Below are 17,874 nucleotides of genomic sequence, written 5' to 3' on the forward strand. Positions count from 1 at the left end.
GCCAGACCCGCATCGCAGGGGGCAGCCTCGATGCGACCGGTCCCCCGCACCGCGCGGCAGCATGTCACCGGGACAGGAGAACGCGCAGCGTAAGGCCTCCCAGACAGGATGACCCAGATCCGCGGCGCCCGCACCCTCGGCACCGCCTCGCTTGGCGCGTGCAGCGAGCCGACCCCACGGGCGGGTCCTGCGGCCACGGTACCGCCGCGGCAACCGCTCGCCACTGGCACCGCGATGAAGGGCCCGTTGCCGACGCTGTCGCGGTGGGAGGTGGGTGAGAAGCCGCTGCTGCCGCGGGCCACGTAGCAGGTCCTGCCCCGGGGCAGGACGGTGAACCCGGCCGGGACGGCGTGCGCGGTGAGCCAGTCCTGTCCGCACCCGCAGTGCGTCGCGTGGTGGTGGCTCCATTTGCTCTCCAGCGGTCCGTACACGGCCCCGATGTCCTAGCTCGGACAACAGCCGCAAAGCAGCGGGGATCACGACAGCGTGTCGTTGTCGGTGACGTCGGCGCCGCCCATGGTCTTGCCGCGTCCGCGGGCGGCCTCGTGGCCTGCGTACGGGAGAGGGCAGCACGTTGAGTGTCTTGGCGAGTTGGGGCGGGCCCGAGCCGGCCGGTAGTGCGTAGGCACCAGGACACGTGAGTGGCTGGTCCGGGCGCACCAGGGGAAGACGGCGGCCGGGGACGATGCCCGGCCGGGGCGCCGGAGGCGAGTGTTGGAGGCGTTGGATCTCACGCGTTCCCCTTGCCTAGCGGTGTCTGGAGTGATCAACAGGTGGCGACATTTCTTTACCGGATCGGACGGTGGGCCTTCCGCCGGCGTCGGCTCGTAGGGGGGCTGTGGCTGGGTGCCCTGGTGCTGGCCGGGGTCGCCGCTGCCATGGCGCCGACCGGGGAGGAAGAGGACCTCTCCATGCCCGGCACCGAGTCGCAGAAGGCGTTCGACCTGCTGGACGAGCGCTTCCCCGAGAGCAACTCCCAGGGTGCCGAGGCCCGCTTGGTCTTCCAGGCCCCGAACGGGCAGCGGGTGACGGCCAGGGAGAACCAGGCGGCCGTCAAGGACACGCTCGGCTCGCTGGACGGGGGCGATCAGGTCGCGTCGACCACCGACCCCTACGAGACCGGCGCTGTCAGCAATGACGGCACCATCGCCTACTCCACGATCATCTACACCGCGGACGCCGTCGACCTGACCGAGACGACGAAGACCGCCCTTGAGGACTCCGCGAGCCAGGCCCGGGACGAGGGGCTGACCGTGGAGATCGGCGGCTCGGCTCTGGAATCGGAAGAGGAACCGGGCGGTACGACGGAGATCATCGGCGTGGCGGTGGCGGCGGTGGTGCTGGTCCTCGCCCTCGGGTCGCTGGTCGCGGCCGGATTGTCGCTGCTGACCGCCTTCGTGGGCGTGGCCATCGCCTTCGGCCTGGTCTCCGCGCTGGCCGTTCCGCTGGGCCTGACGTCCACCGTTGCCATCCTGGCGCTGATGCTGGGCCTTGCGGTCGGCATCGACTACGCGCTCTTCATCACTTCCCGCTTCCGCGACGAGCTCGCCCAGGGCAGCGAGCCGGAGGAGGCCGCCGGCCGGGCGGTGGGCACGGCCGGCTCCGCCGTCGTCTTCGCCGGCGCGACCGTGTGCATCGCCCTGGTCGGCCTTGGGGTCGTCGGAATCCCCGAACTCACCAAGATGGGCATGGGCGGCGCGGGCGCCGTGGCCCTTGCCGTACTCGTCGCACTGACCCTTATCCCCGCGCTGTTCGGCTTCTCCGGCAAGGGGGTATCCCCTGCTGGAGCGAAGCCGAGGGCTGGGGGCAGGGTACTGTCCCGCGCCGTCCGCAAGGCCACCCGGCCGGGAAGCGAGCGCCCGCAGCCGGTGCCCACCGCGGCCGGCCGGCCTGGGCTCGGTACCCGCTGGGCACGGTTCGTGCTGCGCCGGCCGGTGGCCGTGCTGGTGATCGCCGTACTCGGTCTCGGCGTCGTCGCCCTACCGGCGCTGAGCCTCGAACTCGGGCTGCCCGGAGACGAGTCCAGGCCGGTGGAGACCACCCAGCGCCGTGCCTACGACCTGCTGTCAGAAGGCTTCGGCCCCGGCTTCAACGGCCCGTTGACTGTGGTCGTGGACACGTCGGAGTCCGCGGACACCCGGGCCACCACGGACCTGGTCGTCAAGACCGTACGGGGAGTGGAGGGGGTCGCGTCGGTCGGTGATCCGGTTCTCAGCCGCGTCAAGGACACGGCCGTCCTCACCGCCGTCCCGGAGACCGCGCCGAACAGCGGCGAGACCAAGGATCTGGTGCACGCGATCCGGAGCGCGGTCTCGGGCGTCGAGGCCGACACGGGCGCTGACATCCTGGTGACCGGCACCACCGCGCTGAACATCGACATCTCCGAAGCCATGTCCGACGCCCTCATCCCCTATCTGACCGTGGTCATCGGCCTGGCGGTGCTCCTGCTGATGGTGGTCTTCCGCTCGGTCCTGGTCCCGGTCAAGGCCGCGCTCGGCTTCCTGCTGTCGGTGGGCGCCGCCTTCGGCGTCCTCGTCGCCGTCTTCCAGTGGGGCTGGGCGGCAGACCTGATCGGCATCGAGCAGACCGGACCGGTCATGTCGCTGATGCCGATTCTCATCATCGGAATAGTGTTCGGCCTCGCCATGGATTACGAGGTCTTCCTCCTCACTCGGATGCGGGAGACCTACGTCCATGGCGCGTCCCCCGACGAGGCAATCGTCAACGGTTTCCGGCACAGCGGACGTGTGGTGGCCGCGGCCGCGATCATCATGGTCAGCGTGTTCGCCGGATTCATCGGGATGAGCAGCCCGACCATCCAGACGATGGGCGTCGGCCTGGCCGCCGCCGTCGCCTTCGACGCCTTCGTGGTCCGGATGGCGATCGGACCCGCGGTCCTGGCACTGCTCGGCCACCGGGCCTGGTGGCTGCCCGGTATCCTGAACCGCGTGCTGCCGAATGTGGATATCGAGGGTGAGGCACTGAGCAGGCATGTCCCGGCCTCCGCGAGCGTGCCGGACGCGGCGGTGCCGCGGCTCCCCGTCGGCCGGCGACCGCACTGAGCCCGCCATGACGACCACGCGTGGCGGCGGCCCGCGACCACGCGGCACGTGGTGGCGGGAGGGAGCGATCACGGCGACGGCGTTCGCGCTCTGTCTGCTCGGCGGCGTGATGCAGGTCGACGACACACTGTCAGCGCCGCCTGCCGCCGCCTACTTCATCGCCGTGGTGTCCTGTGTCGTACTACAGGTGCGGCACCGGGCGCCCCTGGCCGCCATGGCGGCCACCACCGCGTGCGGCATGCTGGTGCCGCCCTTGGGCCTCCTGCTGACCCCGCTCATCGTGGCCCCCGCTGTGATCACCGCTTACTCACTCGCCGTGCGCACCGAACGGCGCGCGGCGAGCGCGGTGTTGCTCACCTCCGCGGCGCTGCTTGTCGCCTCCACGCCCTTTTTCGAGGACCTCTCATGGAAGGATGCGAGCAGGATGGGAGCGGTGGTGGCGTTCCCGCTGGTGGCCGGCGTACTCGGCAACTCGGCGCAGAACCGACGGGCCTACCTGGCGGCCGTGGAGGAGCGGGCCCGGCGGGCCGAGCAGAGCCGGGACAGCGAGGCACGCCGGAGAGTGGCCGAGGAACGGGTGCGCATCGCCCGGGAACTGCACGACCTCGTGGCCCATCAGATCACCCTGGCCAACGCGCAGGCCACAGTCGCCGCCCACCTCTTCGACGCCCGCCCGGAGCAGACCCGCAAGAGCCTGAAGGAGCTGGTCGCGACCACCGCCGACGCGCTCGACGACCTGCGGGCCACGGTCGGTCTGCTGCGTCAGTCCGGGGACGTGGCTGCGCCGGCCGAACCGGCGCCCGGGCTTTCCCGGTTGCCCACGCTCCTTGAGTCCTTCCGCCGCGCGGGTCTGGAGGTGTCGGTGCACCAGGAGGGCACGGTCAGGCCGCTGCCGCCGGGAGTGGACCTCACCGCCTACCGCATCGTCCAGGAGGCCCTGACCAACGTGACCAAGCACGCCGGTACCGGTAGCGCCCGGGTGCGCCTCGCCTGGAACCGCGATCGCGTGGCCATCACCGTCGCCGACGACGGAGGGGGTGCCCGTACGGCGCCGACCGTATCCACCGGACCGAGTGGCTCCAGGGTGCCTGACCGCCCGCCCGGTTACGGTCTGATCGGGATGCGTGAACGTGCCACCGCGATCGGGGGACACCTCTCCGCGGGCAGGCGCCCGGAGGGCGGCTTCCTCGTCTCGACCCAGCTTCCTCTCCCGCCCGCCAAGGACATGACGCGGAGGACTGACGGAGCAACAGCCGCTGAGGGGCGCATGGCTGACGGGGCGACAGGCGACCGACGGACAGACGACGGAGAGGCCGGGGGTGCGCCGTGACGCTCCGGGTGCTGCTCGCCGACGATCAAGCCCTGCTGCGCGATGCCTTCCGGATGCTTCTCGACACCGCCGACGACATCACCGTGGTCGGCGAGGCCGCCGACGGCAGGGAGGCGGTGAGACTCACCCGGGAGCTGCGCCCGGACGTGGTCATCATGGACATCCGTATGCCCGAGGTGGACGGTCTCGCCGCCACGTCGGAGATCTGCGCGGACCCGGAACTGCGTGCCAGCCGCATCCTGATCCTCACCACGTACGAGACCGACGAGTACGTCGCTCAGGCGCTGCGCGCGGGGGCCGGCGGCTTCATCGGCAAAGGCATCGGGGCCGAGGACCTGCTGGACGCCGTGCGTACGATCGCTGACGGCGACACTCTTCTGTCCCCCGCCGCGACCCGCTCCTTGGTCGCCCGTTTCCTGGCCACACCGGACGACACTTCGCCGCACCACCCCGAACAGCTCGCCGTGCTCACCCCGCGCGAACGCGAGATGGTGGCTCTGGTCGCGACCGGCCTGTCCAACCAGGAGATCGCCGAGCGGATGTTCCTCAGCCCCTTCACCGTCCGCGCCCACGTGCAGCGCGCCATGACGAAGCTGGAGGCCCGCGACCGGGCGCAACTCGTCGTCATCGCCTACCGGACGGGCCTGGCCCACGCCACCCCCGACGGCGGCACCGGCCGCCTGTCGTAGCGCGAGCAAGCTCACCCCGGCCCGCGTCCGCCGAGGGTCAGGTCACGGCACCGGGGTGAATCCGGGCAGCGTAAGAGCTGAGTGGGCCGGTCGTGCCGGCGCGGAGGGCATGGTGACGAGGTCACGCAGCATGGTGTTGCGTCGCTCCAGGGCCCGCACCGTGGTGGGGAAGAGCGTGGCCGCACCGTTGCCGACCAGTGCCTGATTCATGGCTACGAACTCGCGAAGGTCGCGTTCGTAGGCGGCGAAGGCCGCAGTGTGGGCCCGGTTCGTGGCCAGGGCGTTGGCGAGCATGTAGGCACCGACCAGCGCAAGGCTTGAGCCTTGTCCGGTGAGGAACGAGGGTGCGTACGCGGCGTCGCCGACGAGCGCGACGCGGCCACTGGACCAGTGGGGCATGCGGATCTGACCGGCCGTGTCGAAGAACAGGTCATCCGCGTCGCGCATGGCGTTGACCATGCCAGGGACCTCCCATCCCGCGCCTGCGAAGACCGTGGCGACCAGGTCCCGCTGGGCGTCGGAGTTCCGGAGGGCATCGAGCGGCGGTTCTGGTTGGTGAAAGTTCAGGAAGGCGTGCAGCTCGTCGTTGTCCCCGACGGCGTAGAGGGCCGCGGCTTCCCCCGGGGTGTTCCACAACATGAGCTCGCGGGAGAGCCCGAGGGTGTTCGGCATGGTGAACATGGCGAAGCAGTAGCCGAGGTAGCGGTGGAACTGTTCTTCGGGGCCGAACAGGGACTCCCGGGTGGGTGAGTGCATACCGTCGGCGCCGACCACCAGGTCGAACGTGCGGCGTTGCCCACTGTGGAAAGCAACATCGACCCCTTGGTCGGACTGGTCGAGGGTGTTGATGGAGTCGCCGAACAGAAATTCCACGTCGTCGCGAACCATCGCGTAGAGGATCGCGGTGAGATCCCCACGACGCACCTCAAGGTCCTGTCCGTCGACACTGCCGGCAACGGCACGCGGGTTGACCGAGGCCACTTCACTGCCATCCGCGTTGAGGAAAGTGCAGCGACGCGAGTCGATGTGCGCGTCCTGCAGTCGCGGCAGTATCCCCATCCGCCGGGCCACCTCTATCGCGGTACCGCGGACGTCGATCGGATAACCGCCGTCGCGCAGCGCGCCTGCCTTCTCCACCACTGTGACCGCGAATCCGGACCGGTGCAGCCAGTACGCGAGCGCGGGTCCGGCGATACTGGCCCCGGAGATCAGAACCTTGCGCTTCGCGGTAGTGCTCACGTCCATCGACAGGCCGGCAGGTGTCATGCCTGGGTTCCTTTCCGCTTGATACGGACGACGAGCAGTGACAGTGCGGCAACGAGGCTGGCGATGGCGAAACCTGTGACGAAGGCCGATTCGGTGGGCCGACCCGTCATCGGGACGGCCCCGGCGTCGAGGATCGCGCCGCCGACCTGGACGCCCAGGGCCACGCCGATCACGCGTGTCACCACGAGCAGGCTGGTGGCGATGCCGGTGTCCCTGGTCCCGACGGCGGTGGCGGCGTTGGTGAGCAACGCCGTGGTACCGACGCCCGCGGCGACAGCGGTCAGCACCTTCGCGAGGACGAGCTGCCATGCCGCGGTGTGCAGGAACACCAGGGCGATCATTGTGGCCGCGGTGACGACAGCGCCCATGATAAGCACGGCACACAGACCGAAACGCCGCGCCGCGATCCCGCCGACCGAATCGCCTACCGCCCCGGCGATCGCGCCGGGCAGCAGGAACAGTCCGATGTCGGTGGTGCTGAGTCCAAAGCCGTACCCGTCGGCCGATACCGCGAACAGCTGAGGCAGCAGAAAGGTCACCATTCCGAAACTGGTGGTGATGACGAAGGTGAGCACGCACGCATGCCACATCGCAGGCTTTGCCAGCATGCGTAGATCGACCATCGGCGAGGCTGCCCGGCGCTCGACGAGGACCCATCCGGTCGCGAGGGCGGCCACGACCACCGCGATGGCACCGACCGCGAGTGGCGGCAGGCCGGCGCCCGTCACCCTCACGAGCCCGAGCATGAACGTGAGCAACGTGCCGCTCAGCAGAACCATGCCAGGCCAGTCGATCCTGTCGTCCGATGGGATCGGCGGATCATGCGGCATCAGCCGCGTCACGACCAACGTCGTCGCGATGATTGCGATCGTCGGCAGCGCGAACATCCCATGCCAGGACAGTCCCTCCGCGATCGGCCCGGCAATCAGCGTTCCCACGATGCCGCCGCCCGTGAACAGCGCCATGACCAGCCCGATGGCCAGCCGTGACTGTCCTGTCGGGAGGTGTTTGCGCACCAGGATGAAGGAGAGGGGCAACGCACCCACCATGACGCCCTGCAATACCTGACCAAGCAACAACACTGGCAGGTTCGGCGCCAGGCCGGCCAACAGACCACCGGCCGAGACCACGCCCATCAGCCGGACCAGCACCCGCTTTCCGCCGTAGCGGTCACCGAGTTTGCCCGCGACGGGCGCGACGACCGCGCCGGTGATGAGTAACGTGTTGGCGACCAGCGCTCCTTCGGCAGGACCGACCCCCAGCTCACGTTGCAGCAGCGGGAGCGCAGGCTCCACCACTGATTGCAGGGTGCCGAGAGCGAGTGCCAAGAGGCCGAGGGCACCGATCGCCAGCCTCCCGACGCGGACCGGGGAAACCACAGCTTCGGACGCAGACGTCCCTTTCATCACCTGTCGATCACTCCAGACACCGCTGGCAAGGGGGATGCGTGAGATTCGCGCGCCTCCAACACTTGCCTCCGGCGCCCCGGCCGGGCATCGTCCGCGGCCACCGTCTTCCCCTGGTGCACCCGGACCAGCCGCTCACGAGTCCTGGTGCCTGCGCACTACAGGCCGACTCGGGCCTCAACGGGGCTTGACCTGAGGTCAGTGACCTGGGCCCCAGCCGGACTGTCACGCCCTCGGGGGACGAGCGGCGGGCCGCTGAGCCGAGCACCGGGGACCTCTTCCGACAGGTCAGGGAACCGGCGCCGCGCTACCCGCGACCTACTTTGCGGCTGGTGTCCGAACCAGGACTCCCGGACCTGCCCAAGCCGACGTCAGGGGACGGCATGCCACTGCCTGCGCCCCCCGGGGGTACGGACGAGAAACCGGCGTACCGAATGCGCTGCGGCGCGCCCAACTGCCCGTGAGAGCCGTGGCGGTGGGGGCGTTTCCTGTTGGTGCTCCCGCTCCCGGCCGCCCCGGAACGGTGGAGCGGAGGGGGCGATCGCGCGCGAGTGCGGTGGGATCAAGGGAAATAGGATTCGAGGGTGCCGCGACGCCGGATATCGAGCGTCGCGCAGTGGAATGAGCCGCCGAACGGCGCGTAGTGCAGCAGGTCGCACGGGATCGGCTCGAATCCCCATTGTTCGAGTGCGCGCAGCATGTCGGTGTGGTGCCGCTCCGCGATCACCCGTTTTTCGTCGATCATGAGAATGTTCATGCTGAGCCACTTGCCGCACATCGAGGTGATTTTGGGCAAGCGCTCGTCGATGGGGTTGGGCTCGGGGGCGATCAGGATGTCCCACGAGCTCAGGACGTCGGGCAGGCGGTCGACGTCGAGGTATTCGGGATTGACCAGTACTTTGCCAGGCGAGAGCAAGAGGAACGTCGTGTCGATGTGCATGGGCGTCCGGCAGCGGCTCTCGATCTCGTGGATGCGATAGCCGGGCCCGAGGTGGCGGCGCAACCAGTCGACGCCCATCTGGTTGGTGACGTTGCTCCGCATGACGAACAGGTCGCGTCCCGCGCGCACGAAGTCCGCCGCGTCGAACACCGGCTCGAACTCGGTGAGGATGTAGCGCATGGGCTCACCGAGCTCGGGGACACGGAAATCCGCCTCGAACAGTGCGTCAGTCAGCTGCGGTTTCGGTGCCGCCGTCCAGCGCGCGCCGCGCCGGAAGTAGTCCTTGAGGATCGCGCGGTAGGAGTGGGTCTCGAAATACCGGCACGGCCATGCCATCGGGGTCTCGATGATCTCGTCGCCGATCACGAGCATGCTGTCGCGCGGACAGGTGTTGCAAAAACCGCGCGACGACCAGTCGGGAGTCGCGAAGCGTTGCCTGTGGTCGACCGCGTCCGGGCGGGTGACCGTGATGCCGAGGGACCGCAGGAGAGCGATGAACTGATCGAGCTCCTGCTGTGCCGGCTCGATCAGCATGCGCGGATATCTGAAGCCGGCGGCAAGCCCCTGCAACCGCGCCGCCCATGGTGGGATGTTGCAGGTGACGACCGGATGGCTGGAGGGGATCGTCGCGCCGTCGAGACGCCCCACGATGATCTCCTCCAGCGGGTCCCACTCGTTGTGTGAGTTGACCGGCGAGACGAGAGATTCCGCGGTGTCGTCAGCCATGTCCGAGGGCGCCGCCATCAGGCGCGGTCCACAGCCCGCGTATGGGCATCGTGGTCCGCAGCCGCCATCAGGATGCCGGGCCTCCGTACTACCGCCATGCTCAACCCCTTTCGATCACAGAAGCAAGAAACCCAAAGCGAGAAACTCAATGTATCCAATGCGTTACTGAAAGTGGTGCTGGGTCGTCCAGGGGGCCGGGGGTGGCTGCGGCTCGCGGCCGTCGGCTGGGCGTGTCCTCGGCGCTCCGCGCTTTCCGAGCAACCGGGGGCCTCCACCGCGTCGGCATCGGCGGCGCCTGGCGTTGTGGGATGGTGGTCACGTGATATTGGAGGACCTCGTCCGGCTGCGCCGGGCCCGTGACGTGATGGACCGCGACTACGCGAAGCCGCTGGACGTTCCGGCGCTGGCGCGCGTCGCGCTCATGTCGCCGGGCCATTTCTCCCGCAGCTTTCGCGCGGCCTTCGGGGAGACGCCGTACAGCTACCTGATGACGCGCCGGATCGAGCGGGCCAAGGCACTGCTCCGCCGGGGTGACCTGACGGTGACGGAGGTCTGCTTCGCGGTCGGCTGCACATCGCTGGGGTCGTTCAGCTCGCGTTTCACCGAACTGGTCGGCGAGAGCCCGAGCTCGTACCGGGCCCGCCGCCATGACGAGGGTGCCGCCATCCCGCCCTGCGTCGCCAAGATCCACACGCGACCGGTCAGGAACGGAGAAGCGAAACCTGACCCTGGCCCGTAGCGTGAAACGCATGGACATCAAGCTTTCACAGTGCTTCATCGCCGTCGACGACCACGACAAGGCGCTCGCCTTCTACCGGGACGTTCTGGGCCTGGAGGTGCGCAACGACGTCGGGTTCGAGGGGATGCGCTGGGTGACCGTCGGGTCGCCCTCACAGCCGGACGTCAATATCGTCCTCGAACCGCCCCTGGCGGACCCGAACGCCTCGCCGGCCGACAAGCAGGCCATGGCGGAACTGCTGGCGAAGGGCCTGCTGCGCGGCGTCATCTTCTCGACCGACGACTGTGACGCCACCTTCGAGCGCATCCGCGCCGCGGGCGGCGAGGTGCTGCAGGAGCCGACCGACCAGCCCTACGGCGTCCGCGACTGCTCCTTCCGCGACCCCTCCGGCAACATGCTGCGCTTCAACCAGCCTCGCCAGCAGTGAGCTCTCAGCGTTGGTTCCCGCGCGCCACCACGTAGGCGCGCATGTCGTCGCGCGTCGCGTCGGCGTCCCGCTTCGCCCGGGGCAGCAGGTCGTTGGTGTTCCCGTCCCTGCGGCCGGACATGGTTCCCTTCCGGCACCCCCTGCTGCCCAGTGCGCGCCACCCCTTCTTCCGGGAGTCCCCTGCCTCGCGGTTCTCCCGCCTGCTTCATCAGCAGGTACTGGGGTCCGATGGGGACAGTCCCAGTGCCGCTGCCGCCGCGGCTCCGACGTCTGCCAGGGAGTGGGCGTCGGGGAGGTGTTTGACGCCTGTCGCGGCTGGATTGTGCAGGAGGACCGGTACGTACTCGCGTGTGTGGTGGGCGTGGCCGAGTGTGGGGTCGTTGCCGTGGTCCGCTGTGACGATCAGCCGGTGGTCGGGGGCGGACAGGAGGGGGATCAGGGTCGCCAGGCCCGCGTCGACCTGTTCGAGGACATGGCCGTAGCGGGCGGAGTCCTGGTCGTGACCGGCCAGGTCGGTCTCCTGCACGTTTGCCAGTACGAGCGCGTCGCCGTCCGCGCGGACGGCGTCCCTCGTGTGAGCGAGGACCTGGGCGGTGCTCACCGCGGGCCGGCGTCGAGCCGCCTCGCACACCAGGAGGTCGGCGGCTTTGCCGATCAGTGTGACCGGGATGCCGGCGCGCGCCGCCAGTTCGGGCAGTTGCCGCCGGTGGTCCATCCGCGCGCCCAGGTGCTGTACGTGGAGTCCGCCGGTGCGGTAGAAGCCGGCCAGGGGCGTGTCCAGGCCGATGGTGCCGTCCTCTCCCTCGCGGACGAAGGAGGTGAGGGGTCCGTCTGTGTGGCCGCCGACCGCGATGACCCGGGCGACCGGCGCGACCGTCCGTACGGTGCGGGCGATCGACAGGATCTGCTGGTACGGGGCGTCCTCCAGGCGGCCGGAGACGTTCCAGTTGAGCCCGGGGTCGGCCTCCAGGCTGTCGTGCACCAGCACCGTGCCGTCCACGAGCAGCATCCGCTGGTCGTGGAGGGGCTGGACACGGCGGCCGGCTGATTCCAGTGCGTGGGTGACCTCGGTGAGGTGGGCGGCGAGCCGAGCCACCGTCACCTGGCTGAAGTCGGCGCCCATCAGCGTCTGGTGACCGGCGAAGGAGTCCGCCCCGGGGTAGCCCAGGGCCGCCCGCGACGCGGTCACCGGTGGCCGCGGCCGCTCGGGGAGATCGCGGTGGGGATGGACGAGGCCGAGTCCGAGCGCCTCGAGGGCCGGCAGTCGCAAGGGGCGGCCGAGGGCGTGGTGGCAGTGGTCCAGGACGTGGCCGCAGGTATCGGCGGCCACATCGCCGGGGCGCGGTGTGCCCGCGTCGGGCATCGCTCCGATGCCGAACCCGTCGATGACGACGATCACCGCTTTCACCGCAGCTCCTTGCCTTGTGCGTCGTAGAGGCCGGTCAGCCGGGGGCTGCCGGTGGAGAGTCCGGCCAGGACGGCGACGGTCGAGCGGGTGACGAAGATCTGGGTGCGGAAGGCGAGCAGGGCGGTGTCCCCGGCCTGTGCGGGGCAGGGGTCGAGCAGGCGGTAGTAGTCGATGTGCGCTGCCGGGGCGTCCTGTACGGGCGCTCGGGCGCCGGTGCGCGGGAGCAGGGCGGTGCGGACGTTCGCGCGGGGGTAGAAGCCTCCGCCGTACAGGGCGGGGCGGCCGTCGGCCAGCGTGTGCGCGACTTCGGTGACGTACACGTAGGCGGGCGTTTCGGGCTGGTGAGGGTCGGCGGCGTGCAGGGGGGTGGTTCCGGTGAGCGCGTGGCCGGGTTCGCCGTGGGTGGCGCCGAGGTCGGCCAGGAGCGGAAGGGTGGCCGTGGAGGTGGCGCCGGGGGCGCTGAGGATGAGGTGGTGGTGTCCGCGGGAGGTGAGTGTCTCGCGGGCTCGGTTGGCGAGGGTGAAGGTGGGGGTGGGGGCGGGGATGCCGGTGACGGGATCGCACAGGACGCAGGGGAAGGCGGTGACTCCGGCGATGCGGACGCCGGGCAGTGTTTCGGCGCGCTGGGCGAAGGCGGCGATCTGACGCGGGGGGACGCCGCCCTCCTGGCCGGGATAGACGGCACCGGGGGCGCCTTCGACACGTACGAGGATGTCCTGAACGCGGCCGAGGGCTTGGGCGGCGTCGGAGACGGCGCGGGCGTTGGCCAGGTCGAAGCAGGTCACCGTCCGCGGGCGGTGGCCGAGCAGCTCGGGCAGGGCGCGGGCCGGGATCTGGACCAGATGGCCGAGGTTGCCCGGCAGGGCTCCAGCGGCGAGCAGGGCGCGGGCCTCGGTCGCGTCGATGGCCGCGGAGCGGGGGATGTGCCGGGCGATGGCCCGGATCAGGTCGGGGTTGCGGCCGATCTGTTTGGCCACGAACCAGAGGCCGACGCCCACGCGTTGGGCCTGTGTGGCCAGGAGAGCGGCGTTGGCCTCGATGGCGTCGAGGTCCATGACGTAGGTGTCGGGCGGGATGGCACCGCGGCGGTGCAGGTCCGTCGCCGCGCTGACCAGGGCCGGGTTGCGGGCGAGGAGGGTGTCGAGGAACACGATCAGTCCTGGGTGAGGTCGCGCAGGGCGCGGCGGAGGATGTCGATGACCAGGTCGGCTCCGGCGCGCATCGGGTTGACGCGCACGGTCCACTCCCCCAGCGCGGGACGGTCCGCCAGGGATGAGCTGGACATGCGGTAGACCAGCGGCGCGATCTCGTAGCGGGAGTTGGAGCCCACCGGGTAGGGCGCGGCGCCGTGGCGGGCGGCGGCAGCGGGCAGGTCGCGGGCGCGGGGCCGCGTCAGGCGTGCCAGCACGCAGCGGTCCTGCGTGTTGGCGATCCGCACCTGGGTGATGCCGGGAACTTCCCCGGCTGCCAGCCGCTGGGCGATCTCGGTGCCGGCCTGGGACTGCACGGACCACATCACCGGGACGTGGGTCAGGGCACGCAGTGCGTCCAGTGCTTGGTGGCCTTGGACTTGTCCGCCGCCGGAGTAGTTGTCCGCGCGGACGCGGGCGATGAGGTCACCGGCTCCTACGACGGCTCCGGTGCCTTCTGGTCCGTGGAGTTTGAACAGGGAGAAGCAGGAGGCGTCGGCGCCCATTTCGACGCCTGCGGCGGGGGTTCGCAGGACGGCGTAGTTGTCGTCCACGATGGTGCGTACGCCTGCGGCCCGGCAGGCTGTGATGACCGCGCCCGGATCGTAGGCGTCGGTCAGCCGCTGCCGGGTGTGCTGGACGTAGGCCCATACGAACTCACCGCTGTCCAAGGCGTGTTGGAGCGCTGCCGGGTCGTTGAAGTCCGCCTGGGTGACCCGGAGGCCGAGGCCGCGCAGGGTGACGGCGGTGGTGGGGTAGCAGGGCGCGCGGTGGATGAGGAGCGGGTCGCCGGGGCGGAGGGCGGCGTGCAGCGCGGTGCGGATCGCGCCGCTGCCCGCGCCTTGGACGAGTGCGGCGTCCTGGGCTCCGAAGAAGGCGGCGAGGACCGCCTCGACGCGGGCGGTGGTGCGCGGACGGCCCAGCCCCGGGATGACCCCGGCGTCCGCGCTGAGCAGTTCCTCGCCCGGGAAGTGGGCGCTGACGCACTCCAGGAGCCTGAACTGCGTGGCCACTGCCGCCGGGAGCGGCACGGTCGGCAGCGGGAAGGTCGCGGGCAGGTCCACCGGTGTGGTCCGCATGTCAGGTCCCTTCCGTGTCCGTGCCGGTCAGGAACCGCAGCGGGTTGCGGCGGGTCAACAGGTCGATGAGGTCGTCGTCGGCTCCCGCCGCGCGCAGTCGGGGCACGAAGGAGTGGAAGAGGTGGGCGTAGCCTTGGCCGCCCTCGGACGCCAGGTAGCTGTGGCGGGAGATGTCACAGCTGAGGAGCGCCCGGTCGGCGTGGCCCGCTTCCACCAGTGTCAGCAGCAGCCTCATGCGGGTGCTGTCGCTTTGGTAGTGCTCCTTGCCGACGGTGTCGAAAGCGACGTAGGCGCCGGTGGCGGCGATGGCACGGTGGGTGCCGGGGTCGTTGAGCAGGTCCTGGTGGCCGATGGAGATCCGGTGAGGCGCGAGCCCGGCAGTGGTGAGGAGGTCCAGTTGGGCGAGCCCGCCGTGTCCCCGTTGCGCGTGGGTGGCCACCGACAGGCCGGTAGCGGTGGCGGCGAGGGCCGCCGCCCTCAGGCACCGGGCCTCGGGCTGGCTCGGCGGGTCGCCGTGACTGCCGATCTCACCGAGCACGCCCGGCCGGATCGCGGTCGCCGCGAGACCGACGTCGGCGGTCGTCGCGAGACCGCCGTGGATCTCGCTGATCAGCTCGGCGGCGAGCTGGTCAGCGCCCTGGGTGGCGACGTCCCTGGGGTGGAAGGGCTCGTAGTACCAGCCGGTGGCGGCGATGACGGGAACACCGCTGTCCCGGGAGATGCGGGCCAGCGCCCGGGGGTCGCGGCCCATGCCCCGGCAGGTGAGTTCGATGACCAGGCTCAAGCCGGCCTCCTCTCGTAAGGCGGTGAGTTCGTCGGTGACCTGGGCACGGTGGTCGCGGGCGCTGAGGACGGCGGCGCCCTCGCCCGTCCGGTCGAGGTCCACGACCAGGTGCTCGTGGGCGAGGACCGGGCCCGCCACGGCGGAGGCCGGGTGGGGGCCGGTGACGGTCTGGAGCGTGGCGGGGTCGTGCATGAGGGGCCGTGTCCTTCCTGGCGTGCGTGCCGCCCTAGCCCGTGACCGGGGTGAACAGGTCGAGTCCGTAGAGAAGGTTGAGGACGATCCCGCCCACGACGACCGCCGCTGGGGCGGCCGCCATCTTCACGACGGGACGCCCCATCGCCTCGTTGAGGAGGTAGAGGCCGCCGCACAGGAAGATGCCGAGGCCGCCGCCCATGGCGTTCGCCGCCATCAGCGAACCGACGAGGATCGCGAGCCCCAGCGCCTCACCGATCGCGCCGCGGAGATACTCCGAGGACTCGCGGACGCTCGGCAGCCTGCCGAGCAGCCTGCCGACGGAGCTCAGGGCCAGCACCTCGGCGGCGAAGACGACCGCGCCCGCGACGGCCGCCAGCACCGGATTGGGCAGCAGATAACCGATCGGGTACACCAGGGTGAAGCCCACGATGCCGTACGCGCCTGAGGCGAGCGCGGTCGTGGCGATCAGCGGCATGAATCCGAAGGCGCGGTAGAAGTCGACCTGCGCGGCTTCGGTGTACTCGCCCTTGGCGATCAGGTAGCTCGTCGCCTCCCCGCCGCCGAAGATGTGCGTCTGGGCCAGCACACAGACGCCCGCGCCCAGCACCATGAACAGCGGCAGGTGCCGGCGCAGCCGCAGTGCGCTCGCGCTGAACAGCGACTCCATCACCTCACCGGCGGCCACCGGGCCGCCCGCGGCGCCCGCCGCCCGGTCGGCCCGACGCTGCCGGGCGTCCCTGGCCACCGCGCAGGCGATGAGCATCAGTACGCCCGCCGCCATGGCCAGGGCACCCGCGAAGATCTTCGGCCAGACGTTCATCGTGGTGACGACCAGGGCGAGCTCGACGACGGCCGCGATGCCGCCGCGCAGCCGCCCGAACTGCCTGGTGATGGCGAGGACCGGGAAGAGCGTGAAGAGGAACAGGATCGGCGTCGACATCTGCTGCATCGCGGTGATGAAGTCGACGGGCAGGTCGTGCGCGAGGTCGTTCGCCCCGCTCAGCCGGAAGACGGCCACCGCTCCCCAGGCCCCGCCGAGCAGCGCGGCCAGCCACTTGCGGGGGGCGAGGATGCCCAGGATGTCGGTGGGGAGGAAGAGCAGCCACGGGTTGAGGACACCGGTCGCCAGGGCCATCGGCGCGCCGAGGCCGAAGATGAAGCCCGCCGAGAGACCGAAGGAGACCGCCGTGGTGGCGCCGCGGGTGGTGCGGGTGTGGATGAAGTCACCCATGAACGGCCGTACGCCGTCGTTGAAGACGGCCAGCGCCATGTGGGAGATGAGTGCGGTCAGCGCGCACAGGGCGATGACGGTCAGCTGCTGCGGCGGCGAGAAATCGAGACTGGCACGGGCCGCGACCAGAACGCTGCTCACCAGGACTCCTTCGCACCGGGGGCAGGGGCCTGGCGGAGGCTCAGGCGGTCCGCGCGGCGATGGTGCGGGCCAGGAGCGGGGCGATGGGGTCGATCTGGTCGACCGCGAACCCGAAGACCTTCGTGCCCCCGGCCACCAGGTCCTCGACCTCCTCCGCGGTGGGGACGGAGCGGCCGAAGGTATGGCAGGCGGACTGCCCCAGGAGGCCGACGAGGACCCCCAGGGACGCTCCGGCTCCGGTGTGGCAGGTGCCCAGGAAGTAGGCGGTGCGGCCGGATCGGAGTGTGACCGCCGCGTCCATGTCGTTGGACACGGAGGCCTGGACACCCTCAAGGCCGAGTCTGTTCACCGCGTTCGCGACCTCGTGCTTGCCGAGGCCGCCCGTGAGGATCTGTGTCGCCATGACCGCTCATTTCTCTTCTCAGGGTTCACGATGGAGAGTTGTCGGCCAGCACTGCGAGGTGCAGGCTCAGGAAGTTGACCTCGGAGCTGGGGAGTGGCGCTCCGAAGACCCGCTCGGCCCGCGCGGAGACGGCCCGCGCCCGCTCGACGGCCTCGGGGTGTCCGCCGAGTTCCGCCGCGACCTGTGCGTCGGTGAGGACCTGTCCGGCCTGCTCACCGTCGAGGAGCCGGGTGAGGGCCATGACCAGGTGGCTGGTGAGCATGCCCGCCGTGGCGTCGGTGATGGTGCGGCCCTCAGCGGCCAGGGCCTCCAGTTCGGCCCGGACGAAATCGACGACTCCGGGGCGCGCGGAACTCTCTGCAAAGATCCGGAGACGAAGGGCGAGCTGCTCGTCCATCACGCCGCCCTCCCCTCCGGCATGGATGTACCCATCTCGGGAGCGCAGCAAGCCGGCCACGTCCCGGGCGTCCGCGGCCTGACCGGTCGGCGCGCCGGGCGACGCGAGGTGCCGCTGGGCGCTCACAGCACTCCGGTCCAGCGGTTCTGGCGTGCGGCCATGGTGGCGATCGACGGCATTCCCCTGGCCGGCATCCCTCTGGCCGGCATTCCCCTGGCCGGCAGCGCCGCCCGGTCCCGCGGCGGCGTCACGGTCGTGCCATCGAACATCCCGGCGAAGGGGTCACCTACGCCACGGCCGACACCGTCGTGGAAAGCCAACGACACGATCACCATGGCAGAACGCACCCCGGCCACCGAGCACTTCAGCGAACTCCCGCAGCACCGGAGCCCGCACGCCGCAGTCGACAGTCGGCTCCGCCGCGTGCTTCATTTCTGTCGGAAGATGCCCAATTCTGGTCG

Annotated in this window: 16 protein-coding genes; 5 read left to right on the forward strand and 11 right to left on the reverse strand. The window is 70.4% G+C overall.

Annotated elements, in window-relative coordinates:
- Nucleotides 1-773 precede the first annotated feature (773 nt).
- The 3 genes from AC5P1B_RS23965 to AC5P1B_RS23975 are packed head-to-tail and all read left to right on the forward strand — an operon-like array spanning nucleotide 774 to nucleotide 5,081.
- Complete coding sequence (locus AC5P1B_RS23965; RefSeq protein ID WP_493889548.1) at nucleotides 774-3,062, forward strand: MMPL family transporter; 2,289 nt, start codon at nucleotides 774-776, stop codon at nucleotides 3,060-3,062.
- A gap of 7 nt (nucleotides 3,063-3,069) precedes the next feature.
- The gene (locus tag AC5P1B_RS23970) at nucleotides 3,070-4,392 is read left to right on the forward strand and encodes a sensor histidine kinase (RefSeq protein WP_493889549.1); all 1,323 of its coding nucleotides are present in this window, start codon (nucleotides 3,070-3,072) and stop codon (nucleotides 4,390-4,392) included.
- Nucleotides 4,389-5,081 (forward strand): response regulator transcription factor, encoded by a 693-nt coding sequence (locus tag AC5P1B_RS23975; RefSeq protein WP_493889550.1) that lies wholly within the window; start codon nucleotides 4,389-4,391, stop codon nucleotides 5,079-5,081. The genes AC5P1B_RS23970 and AC5P1B_RS23975 overlap by 4 nt, the downstream gene beginning before the upstream one ends.
- A 42-nt stretch (nucleotides 5,082-5,123) precedes the next feature.
- Here AC5P1B_RS23975 and AC5P1B_RS23980 read toward each other — a convergent pair whose 3' ends face one another.
- The 3 genes from AC5P1B_RS23980 to AC5P1B_RS23990 all read right to left on the reverse strand — a co-directional run bounded on the left by AC5P1B_RS23980 (nucleotide 5,124) and on the right by AC5P1B_RS23990 (nucleotide 9,419).
- Nucleotides 5,124-6,347: an FAD-dependent monooxygenase gene (locus AC5P1B_RS23980; RefSeq protein WP_493889552.1), complete on the reverse strand. Its 1,224-nt coding sequence runs from the start codon at nucleotides 6,345-6,347 to the stop codon at nucleotides 5,124-5,126.
- A complete protein-coding gene (locus AC5P1B_RS23985) occupies nucleotides 6,344-7,753 on the reverse strand; it encodes an MFS transporter (RefSeq protein ID WP_493889584.1) in 1,410 nt (469 codons plus the stop codon). The genes AC5P1B_RS23980 and AC5P1B_RS23985 overlap by 4 nt, the downstream gene beginning before the upstream one ends.
- A gap of 562 nt (nucleotides 7,754-8,315) precedes the next feature.
- Nucleotides 8,316-9,419: an amidinotransferase gene (locus AC5P1B_RS23990; RefSeq protein ID WP_493889553.1), complete on the reverse strand. Its 1,104-nt coding sequence runs from the start codon at nucleotides 9,417-9,419 to the stop codon at nucleotides 8,316-8,318.
- 319 nt (nucleotides 9,420-9,738) lie between these two features.
- Between AC5P1B_RS23990 and AC5P1B_RS23995 the strand changes: the two genes are divergently transcribed.
- A complete protein-coding gene (locus AC5P1B_RS23995) occupies nucleotides 9,739-10,158 on the forward strand; it encodes a helix-turn-helix transcriptional regulator (protein WP_493889555.1) in 420 nt (139 codons plus the stop codon).
- A gap of 10 nt (nucleotides 10,159-10,168) precedes the next feature.
- On the forward strand, nucleotides 10,169-10,585 hold the full coding sequence (locus AC5P1B_RS24000) for a VOC family protein (protein ID WP_493889557.1): 417 nt from the start codon (nucleotides 10,169-10,171) through the stop codon (nucleotides 10,583-10,585).
- A gap of 208 nt (nucleotides 10,586-10,793) precedes the next feature.
- Here the strand turns inward: AC5P1B_RS24000 and AC5P1B_RS24005 are convergent, their stop codons facing one another.
- The 8 genes from AC5P1B_RS24005 to AC5P1B_RS24040 form a co-directional block, all read right to left on the reverse strand.
- Nucleotides 10,794-11,993, reverse strand: coding sequence for a phosphopentomutase (locus tag AC5P1B_RS24005; RefSeq protein ID WP_493889558.1), 1,200 nt, complete (start codon nucleotides 11,991-11,993; stop codon nucleotides 10,794-10,796).
- Entirely contained in the window at nucleotides 11,990-13,144 is a 1,155-nt protein-coding gene (locus AC5P1B_RS24010) for an alanine racemase (protein ID WP_493889559.1), read from the reverse strand. Before AC5P1B_RS24010 ends, AC5P1B_RS24005 begins: the two co-directional genes overlap by 4 nt.
- A gap of 2 nt (nucleotides 13,145-13,146) precedes the next feature.
- Nucleotides 13,147-14,262 carry an aminotransferase class V-fold PLP-dependent enzyme gene (locus AC5P1B_RS24015; RefSeq protein WP_493889560.1) on the reverse strand — a complete coding sequence of 372 codons (1,116 nt, stop codon included), beginning with the start codon at nucleotides 14,260-14,262 and terminating at the stop codon, nucleotides 13,147-13,149.
- A 1-nt stretch (nucleotide 14,263) separates the two neighbouring features.
- Nucleotides 14,264-15,238, reverse strand: coding sequence for a phosphotriesterase family protein (locus AC5P1B_RS24020; protein ID WP_493889562.1), 975 nt, complete (start codon nucleotides 15,236-15,238; stop codon nucleotides 14,264-14,266).
- A 34-nt stretch (nucleotides 15,239-15,272) separates the two neighbouring features.
- The gene (locus AC5P1B_RS24025; protein WP_493889564.1) at nucleotides 15,273-16,613 is read right to left on the reverse strand and encodes a YhfT family protein; all 1,341 of its coding nucleotides are present in this window, start codon (nucleotides 16,611-16,613) and stop codon (nucleotides 15,273-15,275) included.
- A gap of 40 nt (nucleotides 16,614-16,653) precedes the next feature.
- On the reverse strand, nucleotides 16,654-17,016 hold the full coding sequence (locus AC5P1B_RS24030; protein ID WP_493889565.1) for a DUF2620 family protein: 363 nt from the start codon (nucleotides 17,014-17,016) through the stop codon (nucleotides 16,654-16,656).
- A gap of 25 nt (nucleotides 17,017-17,041) precedes the next feature.
- Nucleotides 17,042-17,413, reverse strand: coding sequence for a transcriptional antiterminator (locus AC5P1B_RS24035; RefSeq protein WP_493889586.1), 372 nt, complete (start codon nucleotides 17,411-17,413; stop codon nucleotides 17,042-17,044).
- A 122-nt stretch (nucleotides 17,414-17,535) separates the two neighbouring features.
- Nucleotides 17,536-17,748 (reverse strand): hypothetical protein, encoded by a 213-nt coding sequence (locus AC5P1B_RS24040; protein WP_493889567.1) that lies wholly within the window; start codon nucleotides 17,746-17,748, stop codon nucleotides 17,536-17,538.
- Nucleotides 17,749-17,874: the final 126 nt, after the last annotated feature.

Source organism: Streptomyces sp. A01, assembly GCF_059026195.1.

What these genes read in the sequence shown, in the direction of transcription:
- AC5P1B_RS23980 (WP_493889552.1), bottom strand. Translation starts at nt 6,347, where the DNA reads ATGACACCTGCCGGCCTGTCGATGGACGTGAGCACTACCGCGAAGCGC.
- AC5P1B_RS24030 (WP_493889565.1), bottom strand. Translation starts at nt 17,016, where the DNA reads ATGGCGACACAGATCCTCACGGGCGGCCTCGGCAAGCACGAGGTCGCG.
- AC5P1B_RS24015 (WP_493889560.1), bottom strand. Translation starts at nt 14,262, where the DNA reads ATGCGGACCACACCGGTGGACCTGCCCGCGACCTTCCCGCTGCCGACC.
- AC5P1B_RS24040 (WP_493889567.1), bottom strand. Translation starts at nt 17,748, where the DNA reads ATGGTGATCGTGTCGTTGGCTTTCCACGACGGTGTCGGCCGTGGCGTA.
- AC5P1B_RS24000 (WP_493889557.1), top strand. Translation starts at nt 10,169, where the DNA reads ATGGACATCAAGCTTTCACAGTGCTTCATCGCCGTCGACGACCACGAC.
- AC5P1B_RS23970 (WP_493889549.1), top strand. Translation starts at nt 3,070, where the DNA reads ATGACGACCACGCGTGGCGGCGGCCCGCGACCACGCGGCACGTGGTGG.
- AC5P1B_RS24020 (WP_493889562.1), bottom strand. Translation starts at nt 15,238, where the DNA reads ATGCACGACCCCGCCACGCTCCAGACCGTCACCGGCCCCCACCCGGCC.
- AC5P1B_RS23985 (WP_493889584.1), bottom strand. Translation starts at nt 7,753, where the DNA reads ATGAAAGGGACGTCTGCGTCCGAAGCTGTGGTTTCCCCGGTCCGCGTC.
- AC5P1B_RS23990 (WP_493889553.1), bottom strand. Translation starts at nt 9,419, where the DNA reads ATGGCTGACGACACCGCGGAATCTCTCGTCTCGCCGGTCAACTCACAC.
- AC5P1B_RS24035 (WP_493889586.1), bottom strand. Translation starts at nt 17,413, where the DNA reads ATGGACGAGCAGCTCGCCCTTCGTCTCCGGATCTTTGCAGAGAGTTCC.